Origin of the sequence: Pseudoalteromonas galatheae (genome assembly GCF_005886105.2) — a bacterium.
Lineage (GTDB): Bacteria > Pseudomonadota > Gammaproteobacteria > Enterobacterales > Alteromonadaceae > Pseudoalteromonas > Pseudoalteromonas galatheae.
In genome coordinates this window covers 1,209,085-1,224,385 of record NZ_PNCO02000001.1, presented here as the reverse complement: position 1 = coordinate 1,224,385, position 15,301 = coordinate 1,209,085, and the positions used below count along the sequence as shown (strand labels likewise).

15 protein-coding genes are annotated in these 15,301 nt (G+C 43.8%); 4 read left to right on the top strand and 11 right to left on the bottom strand.

Annotation, left to right across the window (positions count from 1 at the left end):
* Window positions 1–9: 9 nt before the first annotated feature.
* Window positions 10–1,983 (bottom strand): UvrD-helicase domain-containing protein, encoded by a 1,974-nt coding sequence (locus CWC29_RS05350; RefSeq protein ID WP_138524278.1) that lies wholly within the window; start codon window positions 1,981–1,983, stop codon window positions 10–12.
* A gap of 157 nt (window positions 1,984–2,140) precedes the next feature.
* A complete protein-coding gene (locus CWC29_RS05345) occupies window positions 2,141–2,602 on the bottom strand; it encodes an HPP family protein (RefSeq protein ID WP_088530930.1) in 462 nt (153 codons plus the stop codon).
* A 109-nt stretch (window positions 2,603–2,711) separates the two neighbouring features.
* Between CWC29_RS05345 and CWC29_RS05340 the strand changes: the two genes are divergently transcribed.
* Window positions 2,712–3,248, top strand: coding sequence for a TetR/AcrR family transcriptional regulator (locus tag CWC29_RS05340; protein WP_125253826.1), 537 nt, complete (start codon window positions 2,712–2,714; stop codon window positions 3,246–3,248).
* A 32-nt stretch (window positions 3,249–3,280) separates the two neighbouring features.
* Here the strand turns inward: CWC29_RS05340 and CWC29_RS05335 are convergent, their stop codons facing one another.
* The 7 genes from CWC29_RS05335 to CWC29_RS05305 form a co-directional block, all read right to left on the bottom strand.
* Window positions 3,281–3,520 carry a hypothetical protein gene (locus CWC29_RS05335; RefSeq protein WP_125253825.1) on the bottom strand — a complete coding sequence of 80 codons (240 nt, stop codon included), beginning with the start codon at window positions 3,518–3,520 and terminating at the stop codon, window positions 3,281–3,283.
* A gap of 350 nt (window positions 3,521–3,870) precedes the next feature.
* Complete coding sequence (cyoE, locus tag CWC29_RS05330; protein WP_138524228.1) at window positions 3,871–4,749, bottom strand: heme o synthase; 879 nt, start codon at window positions 4,747–4,749, stop codon at window positions 3,871–3,873.
* A 13-nt stretch (window positions 4,750–4,762) separates the two neighbouring features.
* Entirely contained in the window at window positions 4,763–5,122 is a 360-nt protein-coding gene (cyoD, locus tag CWC29_RS05325) for a cytochrome o ubiquinol oxidase subunit IV (protein WP_125253823.1), read from the bottom strand.
* Window positions 5,122–5,742: a cytochrome o ubiquinol oxidase subunit III gene (gene cyoC, locus CWC29_RS05320; RefSeq protein ID WP_125253822.1), complete on the bottom strand. Its 621-nt coding sequence runs from the start codon at window positions 5,740–5,742 to the stop codon at window positions 5,122–5,124. The genes cyoD and cyoC overlap by 1 nt, the downstream gene beginning before the upstream one ends.
* Window positions 5,743–5,745: 3 nt before the next feature.
* Window positions 5,746–7,728, bottom strand: a complete 1,983-nt coding sequence (gene cyoB, locus CWC29_RS05315) for a cytochrome o ubiquinol oxidase subunit I (protein WP_138524229.1) — start codon at window positions 7,726–7,728, stop codon at window positions 5,746–5,748.
* Between the two features lie 2 nt (window positions 7,729–7,730).
* Window positions 7,731–8,591 (bottom strand): ubiquinol oxidase subunit II, encoded by an 861-nt coding sequence (cyoA, locus tag CWC29_RS05310; RefSeq protein WP_408004176.1) that lies wholly within the window; start codon window positions 8,589–8,591, stop codon window positions 7,731–7,733.
* 383 nt (window positions 8,592–8,974) lie between these two features.
* The gene (locus CWC29_RS05305; RefSeq protein ID WP_128727793.1) at window positions 8,975–9,385 is read right to left on the bottom strand and encodes a hypothetical protein; all 411 of its coding nucleotides are present in this window, start codon (window positions 9,383–9,385) and stop codon (window positions 8,975–8,977) included.
* A gap of 394 nt (window positions 9,386–9,779) precedes the next feature.
* Between CWC29_RS05305 and CWC29_RS05300 the strand changes: the two genes are divergently transcribed.
* A complete protein-coding gene (locus CWC29_RS05300) occupies window positions 9,780–11,414 on the top strand; it encodes a methyl-accepting chemotaxis protein (protein WP_128727794.1) in 1,635 nt (544 codons plus the stop codon).
* A gap of 189 nt (window positions 11,415–11,603) precedes the next feature.
* Here CWC29_RS05300 and CWC29_RS05295 read toward each other — a convergent pair whose 3' ends face one another.
* Together CWC29_RS05295 and CWC29_RS05290 are read right to left on the bottom strand one after the other, a co-directional pair.
* Complete coding sequence (locus CWC29_RS05295) at window positions 11,604–11,957, bottom strand: SMI1/KNR4 family protein (RefSeq protein ID WP_235956529.1); 354 nt, start codon at window positions 11,955–11,957, stop codon at window positions 11,604–11,606.
* A 465-nt stretch (window positions 11,958–12,422) separates the two neighbouring features.
* Window positions 12,423–12,878 (bottom strand): flavodoxin family protein, encoded by a 456-nt coding sequence (locus tag CWC29_RS05290; RefSeq protein ID WP_138521836.1) that lies wholly within the window; start codon window positions 12,876–12,878, stop codon window positions 12,423–12,425.
* Between the two features lie 81 nt (window positions 12,879–12,959).
* Between CWC29_RS05290 and soxR the strand changes: the two genes are divergently transcribed.
* Both soxR and CWC29_RS05280 read left to right on the top strand, forming a co-directional pair.
* Window positions 12,960–13,466, top strand: coding sequence for a redox-sensitive transcriptional activator SoxR (gene soxR / locus CWC29_RS05285; protein WP_138521838.1), 507 nt, complete (start codon window positions 12,960–12,962; stop codon window positions 13,464–13,466).
* Window positions 13,467–13,479: 13 nt separating this feature from the next.
* Window positions 13,480–15,264: a DUF885 domain-containing protein gene (locus CWC29_RS05280; RefSeq protein WP_138521840.1), complete on the top strand. Its 1,785-nt coding sequence runs from the start codon at window positions 13,480–13,482 to the stop codon at window positions 15,262–15,264.
* Window positions 15,265–15,301 lie beyond the last annotated feature (37 nt).

Here is a 15,301-nt window from a genome sequence, read left to right as displayed (position 1 = left end):
GATTAATAATTATGCGATTTCCTCTAAGAAGTAGGAAGGCGCATCATTTGGTGCTAATAAAAAGCATTGTTTCTTCGCTCTGGTTAATGCCACATAGAATAAACGCCGCTCTTCTGCGTCAGGAAATGCCCCTTGTGCAGGTAAAAGCGCATCGACAAATGCTGGCGTTTTTACCTGTGACGGAAAGTTTCTATGCTTGAGACCAAATACTATCGTAAAGTCTGCTTCAGTCCCTTTAGCACCGTGAAAGGTGTTATGTGAAATAATAAGCTCTGGATAGAGTTGCCGCCACTGCGCAATTTTTGATTTATCAGGTAATGCTCTATGATTTCTCGCCAGTAAGGCAACGGAAGTTTTCCCCTCATTGCGCTGCTCAATATGATTGAGCAGTTGTTGCGCCTGCGACAATTCATCATCAACCATCACTTTCACTACGCCCTGTCCTGCCACGCCTGCGGTATGAGAAGTGATATGCTTGGTTATTTGTTCTGGATTGCGGCAAATAAACTCACTCGCCGTGTCTAAAATGGTTTGAGGATAACGGAATGTTTTATCCAAGTATGTGGTCGTCGACTTTCCAAAATAGCGAGTAAATTCGGTGGTTAGGCGCATATCTCCACCACTAAAGCGATAAATAGCCTGCCAATCATCACCAACGGCGAACAATTGCGATCCGGCTTTTTTATCTAGCAGCACCTGAATGAGCTTTGCCCGCACACGGGAAATGTCTTGAAATTCGTCGACCAAGATGAACTTCCACGGTGAAATAAACTGACCAGACTCTACGTAATAAATAGCCCGCTCCAGCATATCATCGAAATCAATGCTAGATTCATTGCTTAAATACAGCTGATATTCCGCAAGAACTGGCATGATCACACTCATTTGATTGCTAAATTGCGTCAGCAGTTGCTCAACCTCTCCCATGATTTGAGCATGCTTTATCAATGGTAATACCTGACTTATCAGGTCTATCGCCTGTGACGCTTGCTGTGTGCTCGAACTTTTCAAAAACAGCGCAAAGTCTCGCTCAAAGTGGCTTTCTTGTCGCAACGACTGCACGGTGTCTGCAATAAATTGTTTAAATAGTTTTTTATCCGTTGCTAGATTTGAAATTGTCGGCTTTACTCCGGTAATCGCTTCGATGATCTGCATGCCAAGTGAATGAAAGGTAGAGCAATTTAAGGTATCACAGAGAGGCTGACAACGCTGACGCATCTCCGTCGCGGCATCATTACCATACGCAAGCAATAACAGCTCATTCGCCTGAGCCAATTTACGATGCAAGAGATACCCAACTTTGGCCTTGATAACGCTTGTCTTACCCGTGCCTGCGCCAGCAAGCAGTAATTGCCTGTCATCCTGGATCACACAAGCCTTACGCTGAGCTGCTGTAAGGGGATTTGATTCAACGCTGTCAAAATAGTTAGCGTCTTTTGCCAAGTAGTGTTCAACAAAAGCAGACTGAAACTCAGCAATATCACGCTCATTCCAAAGTGCAATTTCTCGTACAGTTGCTACTTGAGGCTTTAACGAACTTGGCACGGCATTGTCATCTAGGTGCTGCCAACTAGACCATAAAGCACTGCAAATCTGACGCACTAGACTTTGATTATGATGGCTGAGATATCGACGCGTTAATAACTGCTCAATTTTACGAACTTTAACTTGCAAGTGCTTGCCATGGTGTAAGATCCACAATCGTTGCAATTGTTGCACTAACTCATCTGCACCTTGATTTTTAACACTTAACACATAGGTCTCGTGACCCTGTTTGATCAGGACTTTTTGAGCAAACCAACCACGCTGAGGTGCTGGCGGAACTGTCATAGTGCTAAAGGGGATGAAACTATCAGCAGATTTCGACTTAAGGTGGAGGCCTTCTTTCGTACATTTGGCACCACGTACCCCATAAAACAGCCGACTAAAGAGATGTAATGCTATCAATTGGTCAATCAGACAAAGTAATTCCGTTGCCGCCATGCTAGCACGAAACCCAAAAACGCGCTTAATGAAATTTTGTCATCGCTATTTATTTTTTATTAATTTCAATGAACTAGTCTTAGTCTAATACCTAGCTAACAGATTGTGCGACTTAATGTTTAAGAAGGCAGGCGAATAAGGCCTGCACATCAACATATCAAGCAGCTGTTACTGTAGTTAGCTTTGTTTTAGCCGCTAACGTTGCTTTACCAACCAGTACGAGCACCACGGCGCCAATAATCACAGGCGTAAATAAAAAGCTCCATCCCTCTAGTGCCAACATGATCAGTATTGGATTCGCGCCAGCCGGTGGGTGGGTAGTTTTTGTTACTAACATACTAAATACGCCAAGCCCCGTTGCTAATGCCAAAGTGAATTCGTTAACACCAATATACTGCGCAAAAATAATCCCGATTGTAGCGGTAATAATATGTCCAAAGATGACGTTTTTAGGCTGCGCAAGTGGGCTTTCAGGCACACCAAATACCAGCACAGCGGTTGCGCCCAAAGGTGCCATTAAAAAAATATGCTCAGCACTTATCGTTTGACTAAACGCCAATATTGCAATGGCGATAAACGCCCCAGCTCCAGCAATTAAAGCAAGTTGTATTTCTCTCATTGTATTCTTTCCCTTTCCAAAAGTAGACCAACTTGTCTACCCCACAAATGGTAGACAAGTTGGTCTACTTCTGTCAACCTATAATCACGGTAATAAACATGGTTGACTGATGAGTACAAAAAGACAACAACTGATCGATTGCGCAATGGAACTGTTCTATCAACATGGCATTCATGCCATTGGCATTAACGAAGTATTAAAGTCATCTGGTATCGCTAAAAAGACTCTGTATAACCATTTTGAGAGTAAAGATGCGTTGGTGCTTGCAACACTTGAGCAGCGACATCACCAATTTATATCTTGGTTATCTGGTTGCCTTGAAGATGTCCAGACCAGTGAAATGCTCGAAAAGCAACTGTTCTTGGCGCTAGATCAGTGGATTAATAATAAGGTGGAGGTACTGGGCGAATTCCGTGGTTGTTACTTTATTAACACAGCGGCAGAATTTGGTGAGCTTACCAGTCCAATTAATCAACTATGCCAGCGGCACAAACTTGCGGTAAAAGCGTTACTCAAACAATCGCTTAACAACGCTGATGATGCCGCTGTCGAGCGCCTGTTTCTATTGAGCGAAGGGATTATTTCAACGGCGTATACCTGTCACGATGCTAGCGTGGCCAAGCGGGCAGCAGAATTCACGAGCTAAACAGCGTGCTATTTGAAGGTTCCACTTTATGCTTATTGCTCAGGTTTATCGCCTGATTTGGGGGCTTTTTTACGTTGTTCTTGTTTGGCTTTCGCGACATTTTTAAAAACAGGTGGTGGAATAGGAAAAAGAGAAATAAGCGGCATCAATGCCAAAAATAAATAGGCGCCTTTTGGCATTTTTTTGGCCCATAGCACGACCTTAAAAAGTAAAAAGGACGCGATAAAAATCGCCATAAATAACAACAATACCTCTGCTATCCCTAAATCCATTATTATCTTCTCATCTATTCAATAAGCTTGATATGGAGATAAAATGGGTAAAAAGCAAGCGACGTTAAATAATACCAACTTGCTTAATTAAGTGGTCTATTTTGAGGCGAGAAAATCTTGTCGATAACTCCGCTACCGCGTCCTGCTTTCGCTAAGGTACCTACATCCATATAGGCAAGGCAAAAATTTTGCTATTTAGTTGTTCTAAATGAGGAATTTTTAACGCTGTTAGCGTCAGATATACTCCTTCAAATTGAGCAAGTATTAAGTCAAATTGGTATAAACTAAGATAAGAACGAAAAAAGGCCCTGAGGGCCTTTGGGTTTTAGTTACTTTGGGATAATCTGCGATCAGTACAGCATCGCAGAAACTGTGCTGTGATTATCAATCGCCATCGCGATACTTAGGACTGTGATATTGACTATTGAGAATGCAAATACTTGCCTCGCCCAACCATGTAAATCTGAGTCTCTTTGGTACCCTTTTAGCGCCATCAATAACCACCAAAAACTGGTTGTACAGGCCACCGCCATAAATGCTACACCGGTGTAGCCGCTAAGCGGTAGTAACATCACCACCAGTGCATAAATGGCGATATACAAAACAATATGATGCTTGGCCTTTTCAACACCTTGCGCGACTGGCAACACCGGAATATTCGCGGCTCGGTAATCGTCAAAACGGAAAATCGCAATGGCGTAAGAGTGCGGCATTTGCCAAAGACAAAACATCAATAATAAAATGGCAGCGCCAGAGTCAAACACCCCGCTTACTACGCAGTAACCAACCACAGGAGGCACTGCCCCTGACAGGCTACCAACCACCGTGCCATACACTGAGTTTCGCTTCATGTATAAGCTGTAAACACCGACATAAATAAAAAACCCAAATGCGGCAAAACCCAGCGCAATCCAATTGGTGAAATAGGCTAAGAGCCCAAAGCCAGATAATCCGAGTACCAGACTATATGACAGTGCAGCAACTGAGGAAATTTCCCCAGTTACTGTCACGCGAGTTTTAGTGCGAGCCATTGCCGCATCGATATCCCTGTCGATGACATTGTTAACTACACAACCTGACGCAACGACTAAAGATAGCCCTAGCAGAGTCAATGCAAATAGCAGCCAATCAACTTCACCTCGAGAGGCCAATAAAAAGCCTCCTGCGACTGAAATCAAGTTTCCCATAATGATCCCAGGTTTTGTCACCTGAAAATAACGACGCAGCATGACAACTCTCCTGTTAATACATCATCATGGCGTTCGATTCGTAGATGATCCAGACCGACAGCCCCACTACCATCACAATAATCAACGCACTAAAGATAAAGGAAAGCGTGCTTGCCTTACCTTCTTCCGTAACAAAGTTCAGGTGTAAAAAGTACTTCAGGTGCACCCAAATTTGCACTAACGCCGTTGTCACTAACGTCCAAAATGTCGTGCTAGATGACAAGCTGCCACTCATCACGGCAGCAAAAGGAATGGCTGTCAAAATAACGGATAGCACAAAGCCAATTAGATACGACTTCACACTACCGTGGCTGTCGTGTTCATGCTCATGAACATCCATCTGTGCTGACGCTTGAGATCCACTATGGCTCATTACATTGCCCCCATTAAATAAACAACGGTAAATACACAGATCCACACGATATCTAAAAAGTGCCAAAACAAGCTTAAGCAGCTCAAACGCGTTACCGTTTGTGGCTTAAGACCACGACGTGTCACTTCAATCATCATCACAGTCATCCAAATCAAGCCTGCCGTCACATGCATACCGTGCAGACCCACTAATGAGAAGAAAGAAGTCAAAAAAGCACTATTTTGCGGTCCATGACCGTGTACTATTAAGTGATGAAATTCATACACTTCCATGCCAATGAACACCGCACCAAAGGCAAATGTCACCGCAAGCCAAGATAAGGTTTGCGACTTTTTCTGTTTGTTTGCCGCAATCATGGCAAAACCAAAAGTAATACTACTTAACAGTAGGGCCGCGGTTTCAACCGCAACAAAACCCAGCTCGAATATGTCTTTGCCAGACACGCCACCTGCTGTGTTCATGTACAACACAGCATAAGTGGCAAAGAAAGAGGCAAACAACAAACAATCCGTCATCAGATATAGCCAAAAACCAAATATGGTATTTGAACCTGTGTCATGATCTGCATGCTCGTGAGCATCTTCTAACGCATGCAGCGTATCGGGAGTAATAGCACTCATGAATTAACTCTCCTGTAATGCACGAGAAAGGTGGGCAGACTCAATCTGCTCAATCTCGTCAACCTGAACATAATAATCAACGTCGCGGGTGTAACAACGCTTAATAAATACCGAGATAGCACTGACTAACCCCACCGCCGCTAACCACCAAATATGCCAGATCATGGCAAAGCAAAACGCGGTCAATGACGCACTGATAAGCACTCCTGCGGGGGTATTTTTTGGCATGTGAATAGGCTGATAGTGTGCAGGCTTTTGGTATGCCTGTCCCTGCTCTTTCATTTCTGTCCAAGCGTCAATATCGTCAACCACAGGAGTTGTCGCGAAGTTGTAGTACTGCGGGGGAGAGTCCGTAGACCACTCCAGCGTATGCCCGTTCCACGGATCGCCTGTGGTGTCTTGCAATTGCTCGCGGTTTTTGTAGCTCACCACTAGCTGTACCACTTGGAAAACTATCCCAAACATAATGATAAAGGCACCAATACACGCGATGTATAGCCAAATATTCCACTCTGGCGTGTTGGTATGATTAAGGCGACGCGTCATGCCTAAGAAGCCGAGCACATAAAGCGGCATAAAGGCTACAAAAAAGCCAACTAACCAGCACCAGAATGAGGCTTTACCCCAACGCTCATCAAGCTTGTAACCCATCACTTTAGGGAACCAGTAAGCAAAACCCGCCAGATAACCAAACACTGCCCCACCGATAATGGTGTTATGGAAATGTGCAATTAGGAAAAGACTGTTGTGCAGCACATAATCCGCACCAGGAATTGCAAGTAGTACACCAGTCATCCCACCTACGGTAAAAGTCACCATAAACCCTAACGTCCAAAGGACAGGCACCGTGATCCGTAACCGACCGCGATACATGGTAAATAGCCAGTTAAAGAGTTTTACTCCCGTTGGCACCGCAATAACCATCGTCATGACCCCAAAGAAAGCATTAACATTGGCGCTTGAACCCATAGTAAAGAAGTGATGTAGCCAAACAATAAAGCCCAAAATAGAAATCGCACCGCTGGCATACACCATCGACTTATAGCCAAACAAGCGTTTACCTGTAAAAGTCGAAATAACCTCTGAGAAAATCCCAAACGCAGGCAAGATCAAGATATACACTTCAGGGTGACCCCATGCCCAGAACAGGTTGATATACATCATTGCATTACCACCGGCTTCATTGGTGAAGAAGTGGAAGTCCATATAACGGTCAAGCGTTAGCATCGCAAGCAATGCGGTAAGAATTGGGAAAGACGCCGCAACTAGAATATTTGCCCAAGTACAAGTCCAAGTAAAAATAGGCATTTTCATTAGCGTCATGCCAGGTGCACGCATCTTAAATACGGTTACCAAGAAGTTCACGGCGGTGAGCAATGTCCCAAGCCCGGATATTTGCAGTGCCCAAATATAGTAATCAACCCCAACACCCGGACTAAACGACAACTCCGACAAGGGCGGATATGCCACCCAACCGGTTTTTGCAAACTCACCAAATGCTAAGGATAAGTTGATTAAAATAGCCCCACCCGCTGTCAACCAAAAGCTAAGGTTATTCAAAAACGGAAAGGCAACATCTCTAGCACCAATTTGCAGTGGCAGGATAATATTCATCAAACCAATCATAAATGGCATCGCCATAAAGATGATCATGATCACCCCATGTGCGGTAAAGATCTGGTCATAATGCTCTGGAGGCAAGTAACCAGCAGCGCCGCTTGTGGCCATCGCCAGCTGTGTACGCATCATGATGGCGTCGGCAAAGCCGCGCAGTAACATAATTAATGCCAAGATAATGTACATCACGCCTAGGCGTTTATGATCGATTGAAGTGATCCAATCGTGCCACAGCACGCCCCATTTTTTGTATTTTGTGACCATTGCCGCCACGATTAGACCAACAATCGCCACCACGGCTAACGTCACCATAATGATGGGTTCGTGATAGGGGATTGCCTCGATGGATAATTTACCAAACAACGACATAATTACTCCTCAGCCTTGCCGTGATGTGGATGCGCAGCATGCTCTGGTTTGGCGTAATAACTCATTTCGCCATGACCCTGCATGTACTTCATAACTATGGTGTGGAATAAGCCCTGCTCTACCGAGCCAAAATATTCAACGGGGTGATATTCCGAAGGCTCAGCCAGTTGCGTGTAACGACCTGCGGTTAAGGCTTCGCCGTTTGCTTTGACATCGGCAACCCAGTTATCAAAACTTGCTTTGTCTTTGGTCGCAATGGCATCGAACTTCATACCCGTAAAGCCCGCTCCGCTGTAGTTAGCAGAAAAGCCTCTGAACGTCCCCGGCTCGTTGGCAATCAGGTGAAGCTGCGTTTCCATCCCTGCCATCGAGTAGATTTGACTACCGAGCTGCGGAATAAAGAAAGAGTTCATGGTGCTTTCGGAAGTGATTTTGTACTCCACCGGGACATTCGCTGGAAACACCAGTTCATTCACGCTGGCAATGCCTTGATCTGGATAGATAAATAACCACTTCCAGTTTAGCGATACCACTTGAACGGTGAGATGTTCTCCTTTGCCCTCCAACGGCTTGTATGGATCAAGCAATTGTGTAGAACGCCAGGTGATCACCCCAAGTACAATAATAATCACAATCGGAATGGTCCAAACCACGGCTTCTATTTTGTTAGAGTGAGCCCATTTAGGTGCATAGATTTCGTGGTCACGACCATCTCGGTACTTCCACGCAAAATATAAGGTAAGAATAATTACTGGTACTACAACGAGCAACATCAGTACAGTGGCAATGATGATCAAGGACTTCTCATCCATGCCAATTTGCCCCTTGGGATCCAAAATGCCACCATTACAACCGGTGAGCATTAGCCCCAATGAAGCGAGCACATAATTCACGACACTACGTTTATTCAATTGATTACCCTTCAACGATAAGCTGCGGCTTATTTATCAAGCACGCTGAGTATCTATTTGTGCAAGCTATGCTGCACAAGTTCGAATTGCACTGTATCCATCAGGGAAAATACATTAGTGAAGGGAAATACTCCTTTGATACCAGCCACTAACCATTTACCAAATAATCGACACAGTAAACGGACAATCACATTTGCTAAGCTTACAATTCGCCCTAAAAGGACTGTAAGTAGCCGATTAATGTAATTGAAACTGAATTGCTGACTGCTGACCCAAATCGCTTAAATCAAACACATTGGATTAAAATATTGCAATTACGCAAACAGACAGCGGTATCAAAAAGGAGGAGCACGACAACCATGTGCGCTCGGCACTGGTTGAGGGTGAATAGCCTCTGTAGAGGCGAATGCCATTTTGCGCAGCACGATACCAGCGCGTGTAGGCAAAATAGTATGGAAAACTAGCCAATAAATACCTATCAATAATTGCAATGACAAGATAGGTTGAGCCAAAAACGCTCCGAGCATCACCAACACAGAGTCAGGTAATGAATTATCTGCAAAAAGAGCTTCTAATTCAGCTACATCACCTAGCATGCCAGTGAATAATAATGCCGTGTTAAACATCATCAATGCGCTTAGTACACTGAAAATACGACCGAATAACTGCGCACGCGTCATCGCACAACCTTGATAGGTCGTGTCGTCAGTGGTAGCAGTATGTCGAGCATAGCTTAACGGAGGCACAGATTATCCTGATGTTTTTATCTTGATAGAATTGATTAGTTCAGAGCTTTCAGTCTAAACTGAAAGTTCGCAGCGAGTATAACAAAGTCACTATTCGATTCAAGCGATATCTGCAATGATCTATATCAAACTTTCTTAATCTATCCCTATCCTAAACATTCCCTAATAAGACAAAATTCTTAAGCGCACTTATTAGCAATAATTCTCATTCACAATCATTTACAAAACGTAAATATTAACATTTATATTAACTATCAATTAGATAGCAACCTGCACGACTTAACGCCTTATTCATCTTTTGTTCATGCTATTTATTTTTGGTTCGTTCTAAGTATGATCCCCGCCAATTGACATCGCTGTCATTTCAACTAATTCTTTATTGCTAGAGGAACTCATGAAGCAGCTGAATAAACTCTTAGGTTTGATGAAAGTACCCAATAAACTCAGACTCAGTCTGCTTTTGTCTGTCGTGATCATTGCCCTCGTGCAACTCTCATCAGCACTCGTTTTACGAGACAGCTTAACGCACGAACGGCGCATTAATGCAAAAAACCTAATGGAAACCACAGTTGCACAACTTAACATGGTTGCCACTGACAGCTCGCTCACCCCACAACAAAGACAAGAAAAAATAAAAAAACTCATTGATGCTGCACGCTATGGTGACGCAGGCTACTTCTTCTTATTTGACTTAAGCGGGAACATGGTAACGCACCCCATTAAGCCGCTACTCAACGGCACCTCAATGACTAACCATCATGAACGCTTCATTCGCGAAGCATTCAGCCAGTTCGTCATCATTGCCAATCAAAATCAACAAGGTTTTGCCCAATATCAATGGCCAAAACCGGGGACAAAGGAGCTTGAGGGAAAGCTTTCTTATATCGCTAACCTAGAGCACTATAGCTGGGCAATTGGTACTGGTATTTACCTTCAAGACGTTGAAGAACAGTTTTATGACCGGCTCATGTCGATGACTGCTGAAACGCTCGGCTACGCAATATTACTTATTTTTCTCTCTAGCTTGATCAGCAAAAATATTACCAAACCACTGGATAAGCTCACCCGCACGATGGGACTCATTTCAGCGCAAAAAGACCTCACCATTGCACTGAAAAGCCACGGTAAAGACGAGCTTGCCCAAATGGCTATCGCATTTAATAAAATGAACTCGCATTTTCGTGATGTACTGCACGATATCAACGAAAACACCCACTCTTTGGCCTCTCAAGCAGAAGAGTTATCCTGTATTACCGAGCAAATCCAAGCTGGTATTGGACAACAAAACAGTGAAACAGAATCGGTGCAAAAACGCATGCAGTCGCTTAATCAAGTGGCACAAGCTGTCAATAATGAGTCAATGCGTGCGCTTAATAAAGTGGCAGAGACAACCACACTGACGACTCAAGGGCTGGCGCATGTAGACGAAAATGTGGCAGTCATAGCACACGCCTCTCGTAGTGTTGACTCAGCGCAACAAGCCGTGCTCGAACTACAACGCTCATCAACCGAGATTGGTGCAGTACTTGATGTCATTAAAAAAGTGGCAGAACAAACTAATTTATTAGCATTGAATGCGGCTATCGAGGCTGCAAGAGCGGGAGAGCAAGGCCGAGGTTTTGCCGTGGTGGCCGATGAGGTAAGAACGCTGGCTCAGCGTACACAACAATCTACCGATGATATTCAAGCCATTATTGATAAACTACACAATGGCGTCGCCACAACCGTTGAAGAAATGCAAAGCTGCCGTGCAGCATCCGAGCAAAGCCTCAAAGTGAGCCAAGAATGCAAGCACGCACTAGAGCAAATCAACCTCTCCATTGCAACCGTGAATGATATTAACGTCAATATCGCTACCTGGAGTGAAAAGCAATCCGAAGATCTTAATGACATGACTGACAACATCAGTGGCATCGCAACAGTGGCAAACCAAACCGCTCTTGGCGCTGAACACACCAAAGCATCGAGCCAGCAATTAAGCGAAATGTCACAGCAACTCTCACAAATGGTAAGTGAATTCAAGGTGTGAATTTACACCTGTTCGCATAGGCGGAAGTGCGTACTTCCGCTGAGAAATGTCGGGTAGCAAGGGGTTTTAACGCCCCACTCTATTAAGCAGCCTTAGCGCGCATCAACCATTCTTCCATTGAATTTGATACTTTCTTTACATCACAACCATCGTGATAAAATATCCAAACCGAAAAACTATCTTCAGGGTCTAGATAAAAAAATCACCGTCATCTTCTGCAATAACAAAAGCATTGGCGACTCGACTAATAGAAATCAGCCCTTCAGGCGAATGAATTTCGCCTTTTTTAGTGCTTTGTTGATAACATTTTAAGTAAAGCGCTAGTTGCTGATGTGCAGGTGCCTTACCGATACCAATCATTTCAACTTCTTCACTTAAGAGTGGTTCATCATAAAAAGCCCAGCATCGGCCTTCGAAATCAGGGTACTCTTCAGGAAACTCGTTGAAGAAATAGTCCTCGCCCGCGTCTACACTCGCAACGAACACTAAATATTTTTCTGGTAAAATAATCGTTCTTTCTTTTTGTATCTCGGAGATATTCATATTTCTTCCTTGACGTTTTACGCTGCGTTAATTAATGAGCCAAGTTGCCACAGTTAAGACTCAAACTAATAACACTCTATAATATTTTCGGCCTTTGCAAGTACGCACCGGCAACAAACCGCTCGGCGGGTAAACCTCCTCCTACTAGACTGGTTTTACTTCAGAGTAGGAGCTGCTTCACGCAGCGATCTTTAAAGCCCTTTCCCCCATCTAAATATACACCGGCCACAAACCGCTCGACGGGTAAACCTCCTCCTACTAGACTGGTTTTACTTCAGAGTAGGAGCTGCTTCACGCAGCGATCTTTAAAGCCCTTTCCCTCATCTAAATATACACCAGTCACAAACTGCTCGGTGGATAAACCGCCTTATATCAGACTGGTTTTACTCCAGAGTAGGCGCTGCTTCACGCAGCGATCTTTAAAAGCTATCGTCACACAGCCCCACCCAACAAAATCCACTGCTATTAATCGGCGTAAGGGTAATGAACATGATGCTGCTCTTGTAATTTCATACCCAAATACTCAAAGGTTCCCACCAGCATCTCAGTAAATGGTGCTGGTGCTTTCTCTTGGCATGAGGTTGATAAAATCGAAAACTGCTTGTCGCGCAGCGTTCTGAGCTCAGGCTTTAGCGCTTCGATGTCCATAAAGTCGGTTATTCTGTCGATAAATGCCTTCATTCTTGGTGTTACAGCATACCAATAAACAGGGGATGCAAAAATAATGTGCTCAAAACCGAGTACCCATCTAAACAGGTTAACAAAGTCATCGTCACTGTGAGAATGTTTATAGCAATACTCACCAATTTTATAACGGTCTAAGTAGATGAGTTCCGCTCTTTTTTCTTCTGCTAGTGCCTTTGCAGATTGGTAGGTATTTCCATTGGGGTTTGAGCTTGAGTAAATAACGACTGTTTTCATAAGGTTCAATTCCAGTTGCATTAATATTAAATTAGGTGCAACCTTAAAACCTCACCTTAAGTTAAGGTAAAGCATTAATTTATGAAAACTGAAAAATTATTAAGAGACGAACCAAATCTCAGTGTCGGTAAAGTTGCTCAAAGAGCTGACGTTGCGGTGTCTGCACTGCATTTTTATGAGAACAAAGGGCTTATTCGCAGTTGGCGTAATAACGGTAACCAGCGCCGTTATAAAAAGGATGTACTGCGCCGTATTGCCATTATTAAAGCGGGCCAAAAGATGGGGATAACCCTTGGCGAGATAAAAGAAACCCTCGATACCCTGCCCGATTCAAGAACACCAACCAAAGAAGACTGGGCCAAACTATCTAAAGCCTGGCAAGCAAAGTTGGATGAGAAAATTGCTTACATGCAGCGTCTAAGAAATTATGTCAATGGTTGCATTGGCTGTGGCTGCTTATCGATGAAATCGTGTCCTATCTACAACCCAGATGACATCGTTGCCAAAGAGGCTAACGGTGCGGTGTGGTTGGATGAGCCAGACAAAGCAAACAAAGCGAAATCTTGTTATGATAGCGAAAACCATTAAATAGGACACAATAATGAAAAAAACTGCCTTGTGCATGGCACTAGCCATGGCAATGGGCCTGACTGGCTGCTCACTTTCTTCTTCGTCTGTCGAGACGACGCCTTTAATTTCACAGCAGACAGTAGCAAAAGATGCACAATTCGCTGAGTTTTCTCAGCAATTTATCAATGACTTATGGAAGCAGTACCCAGAAGCCTCACTATGGGCAGGTTTTGGCAAGTACGATGATATCATTACGGTACCGAATCAAGCGAGCCGTGACGAGAGTGTTGCCTTCTCTAGAACACAGCTAGCGAAGTTATACCGGTTTGATCTTGCCAATTTGAGCAATAGTCAAAAAATTGATTATTACTTAATTGAAAATCGTCTAAAGCGCGATATCTGGCACATTGAAGCCTTCAAAAGCTGGCAATGGAATCCATCGAACTACAATGTTTCCTATGGCTTTGCAACTATCTTAAACAGCCGTTTTAAAACCGACGACGAAAAGCTAAAACTAGTGCTCACGCGTCTACAAAATGTGCCAGCCTATTATGAAGCCGCACAGCATAATATTAGCAATCCAACCCTTGAATATACTCAACTGGCGATTGCACAAAACCAAGGCGCTTTTAGTGTATTAAACGATGAGTTACTTGATAAGCTTGCCACTTCATTGCTAACAGCAGAGGAAAAAGCGCTCTTTAAACAACGCTTTGCTGCGGCTAAATCAGCTATAAATGGATATGTTTCTTTCCTTACTAATCTCGAAGCAGAGCTAAAAGCAAGTGGTAACGCACGTTCATTTAGAATTGGTGAGAAGCTGTACGAAGAGAAGTTTGCTTTTGATATTCAATCTGGTTATACCGCAAAGCAAATGTATGAGAAAGCACTGGCTGACAAGGCCCGTGTTACCAATGAAATGGTTAAAATCACCAATAAGCTGTGGCCAAAGTACTTTGCAGATAAACCACGCCCAGAGTCTAACGTTGATGCAATAGCCACACTTATTAAGCACCTCTCGCTACAACATGTAAAACGTGAAGACTTTGTCAGCGAAATACAGGGGCAAATTCCAGAGCTAGAAAAATTTGTCATGGAAAAAGATCTCATCACTCTAGATCCTGAAAAACCGCTGGTTGTTCGCGAAACGCCTGAGTACATGCGTGGCTTTGCTGGTGCTTCAATCAGTGCACCAGGCCCATACGACAAAAATGAGAACACCTATTACAATGTGTCTCCACTCACCTCTATGAACGATGAACAAGCTGAATCATACCTTCGCGAATACAACCGTTGGATCCTGCAGATCTTAAACATTCACGAAGCCGTGCCTGGCCATTACACGCAATTGGTATACTCAAATGAGTCTCCATCGCTAATAAAAAGCATCTTAAGTAACGGCGCAATGGTTGAGGGCTGGGCGGTCTACACTGAACGCATGATGCTAGAAGAAGGCTATGGCAACTTTGAGCCTGAAATGTGGTTAATGTATTACAAGTGGAACCTACGCGTGATCTGTAACACCATCCTAGATTACGGTATTCATGTCAAAGGGATAAACCAAGAGCAAGGATTAGATCTATTGATGAATGGTGCTTTCCAAGAACGTGCAGAAGCAGAGGGTAAATGGCGTCGTGCGACCTTAAGCCAAGTGCAATTAACCAGCTACTATTCTGGTTATCGCGAAATTTACGACTTCCGCGAGACACAAAAACAAAAGCTTGGAAAGGAATTTGACTTAAAAACATTCCACGAAGAATTCTTAAGCTTTGGTAGTGCTCCGGTGAACTATATCCGCCAGTTAATGGCAAAGTAACATAATAATGCCGGCCTCATGGCCGGCATTGTTTTTC

What these genes read in the sequence shown, in the direction of transcription:
- CWC29_RS05300 (WP_128727794.1), top strand. Translation starts at nt 9,780, where the DNA reads ATGAAGCAGCTGAATAAACTCTTAGGTTTGATGAAAGTACCCAATAAA.
- soxR (WP_138521838.1), top strand. Translation starts at nt 12,960, where the DNA reads ATGAAAACTGAAAAATTATTAAGAGACGAACCAAATCTCAGTGTCGGT.
- cyoA (WP_408004176.1), bottom strand. Translation starts at nt 8,591, where the DNA reads ATGCTCACCGGTTGTAATGGTGGCATTTTGGATCCCAAGGGGCAAATT.
- cyoC (WP_125253822.1), bottom strand. Translation starts at nt 5,742, where the DNA reads ATGAGTGCTATTACTCCCGATACGCTGCATGCGTTAGAAGATGCTCAC.
- cyoD (WP_125253823.1), bottom strand. Translation starts at nt 5,122, where the DNA reads ATGAGCCATAGTGGATCTCAAGCGTCAGCACAGATGGATGTTCATGAG.
- CWC29_RS05290 (WP_138521836.1), bottom strand. Translation starts at nt 12,878, where the DNA reads ATGAAAACAGTCGTTATTTACTCAAGCTCAAACCCCAATGGAAATACC.
- CWC29_RS05350 (WP_138524278.1), bottom strand. Translation starts at nt 1,983, where the DNA reads ATGGCGGCAACGGAATTACTTTGTCTGATTGACCAATTGATAGCATTA.
- CWC29_RS05345 (WP_088530930.1), bottom strand. Translation starts at nt 2,602, where the DNA reads ATGAGAGAAATACAACTTGCTTTAATTGCTGGAGCTGGGGCGTTTATC.
- CWC29_RS05280 (WP_138521840.1), top strand. Translation starts at nt 13,480, where the DNA reads ATGAAAAAAACTGCCTTGTGCATGGCACTAGCCATGGCAATGGGCCTG.
- CWC29_RS05335 (WP_125253825.1), bottom strand. Translation starts at nt 3,520, where the DNA reads ATGGATTTAGGGATAGCAGAGGTATTGTTGTTATTTATGGCGATTTTT.
- CWC29_RS05295 (WP_235956529.1), bottom strand. Translation starts at nt 11,957, where the DNA reads ATGAATATCTCCGAGATACAAAAAGAAAGAACGATTATTTTACCAGAA.
- cyoB (WP_138524229.1), bottom strand. Translation starts at nt 7,728, where the DNA reads ATGTCGTTGTTTGGTAAATTATCCATCGAGGCAATCCCCTATCACGAA.
- cyoE (WP_138524228.1), bottom strand. Translation starts at nt 4,749, where the DNA reads ATGCTGCGTCGTTATTTTCAGGTGACAAAACCTGGGATCATTATGGGA.
- CWC29_RS05340 (WP_125253826.1), top strand. Translation starts at nt 2,712, where the DNA reads ATGAGTACAAAAAGACAACAACTGATCGATTGCGCAATGGAACTGTTC.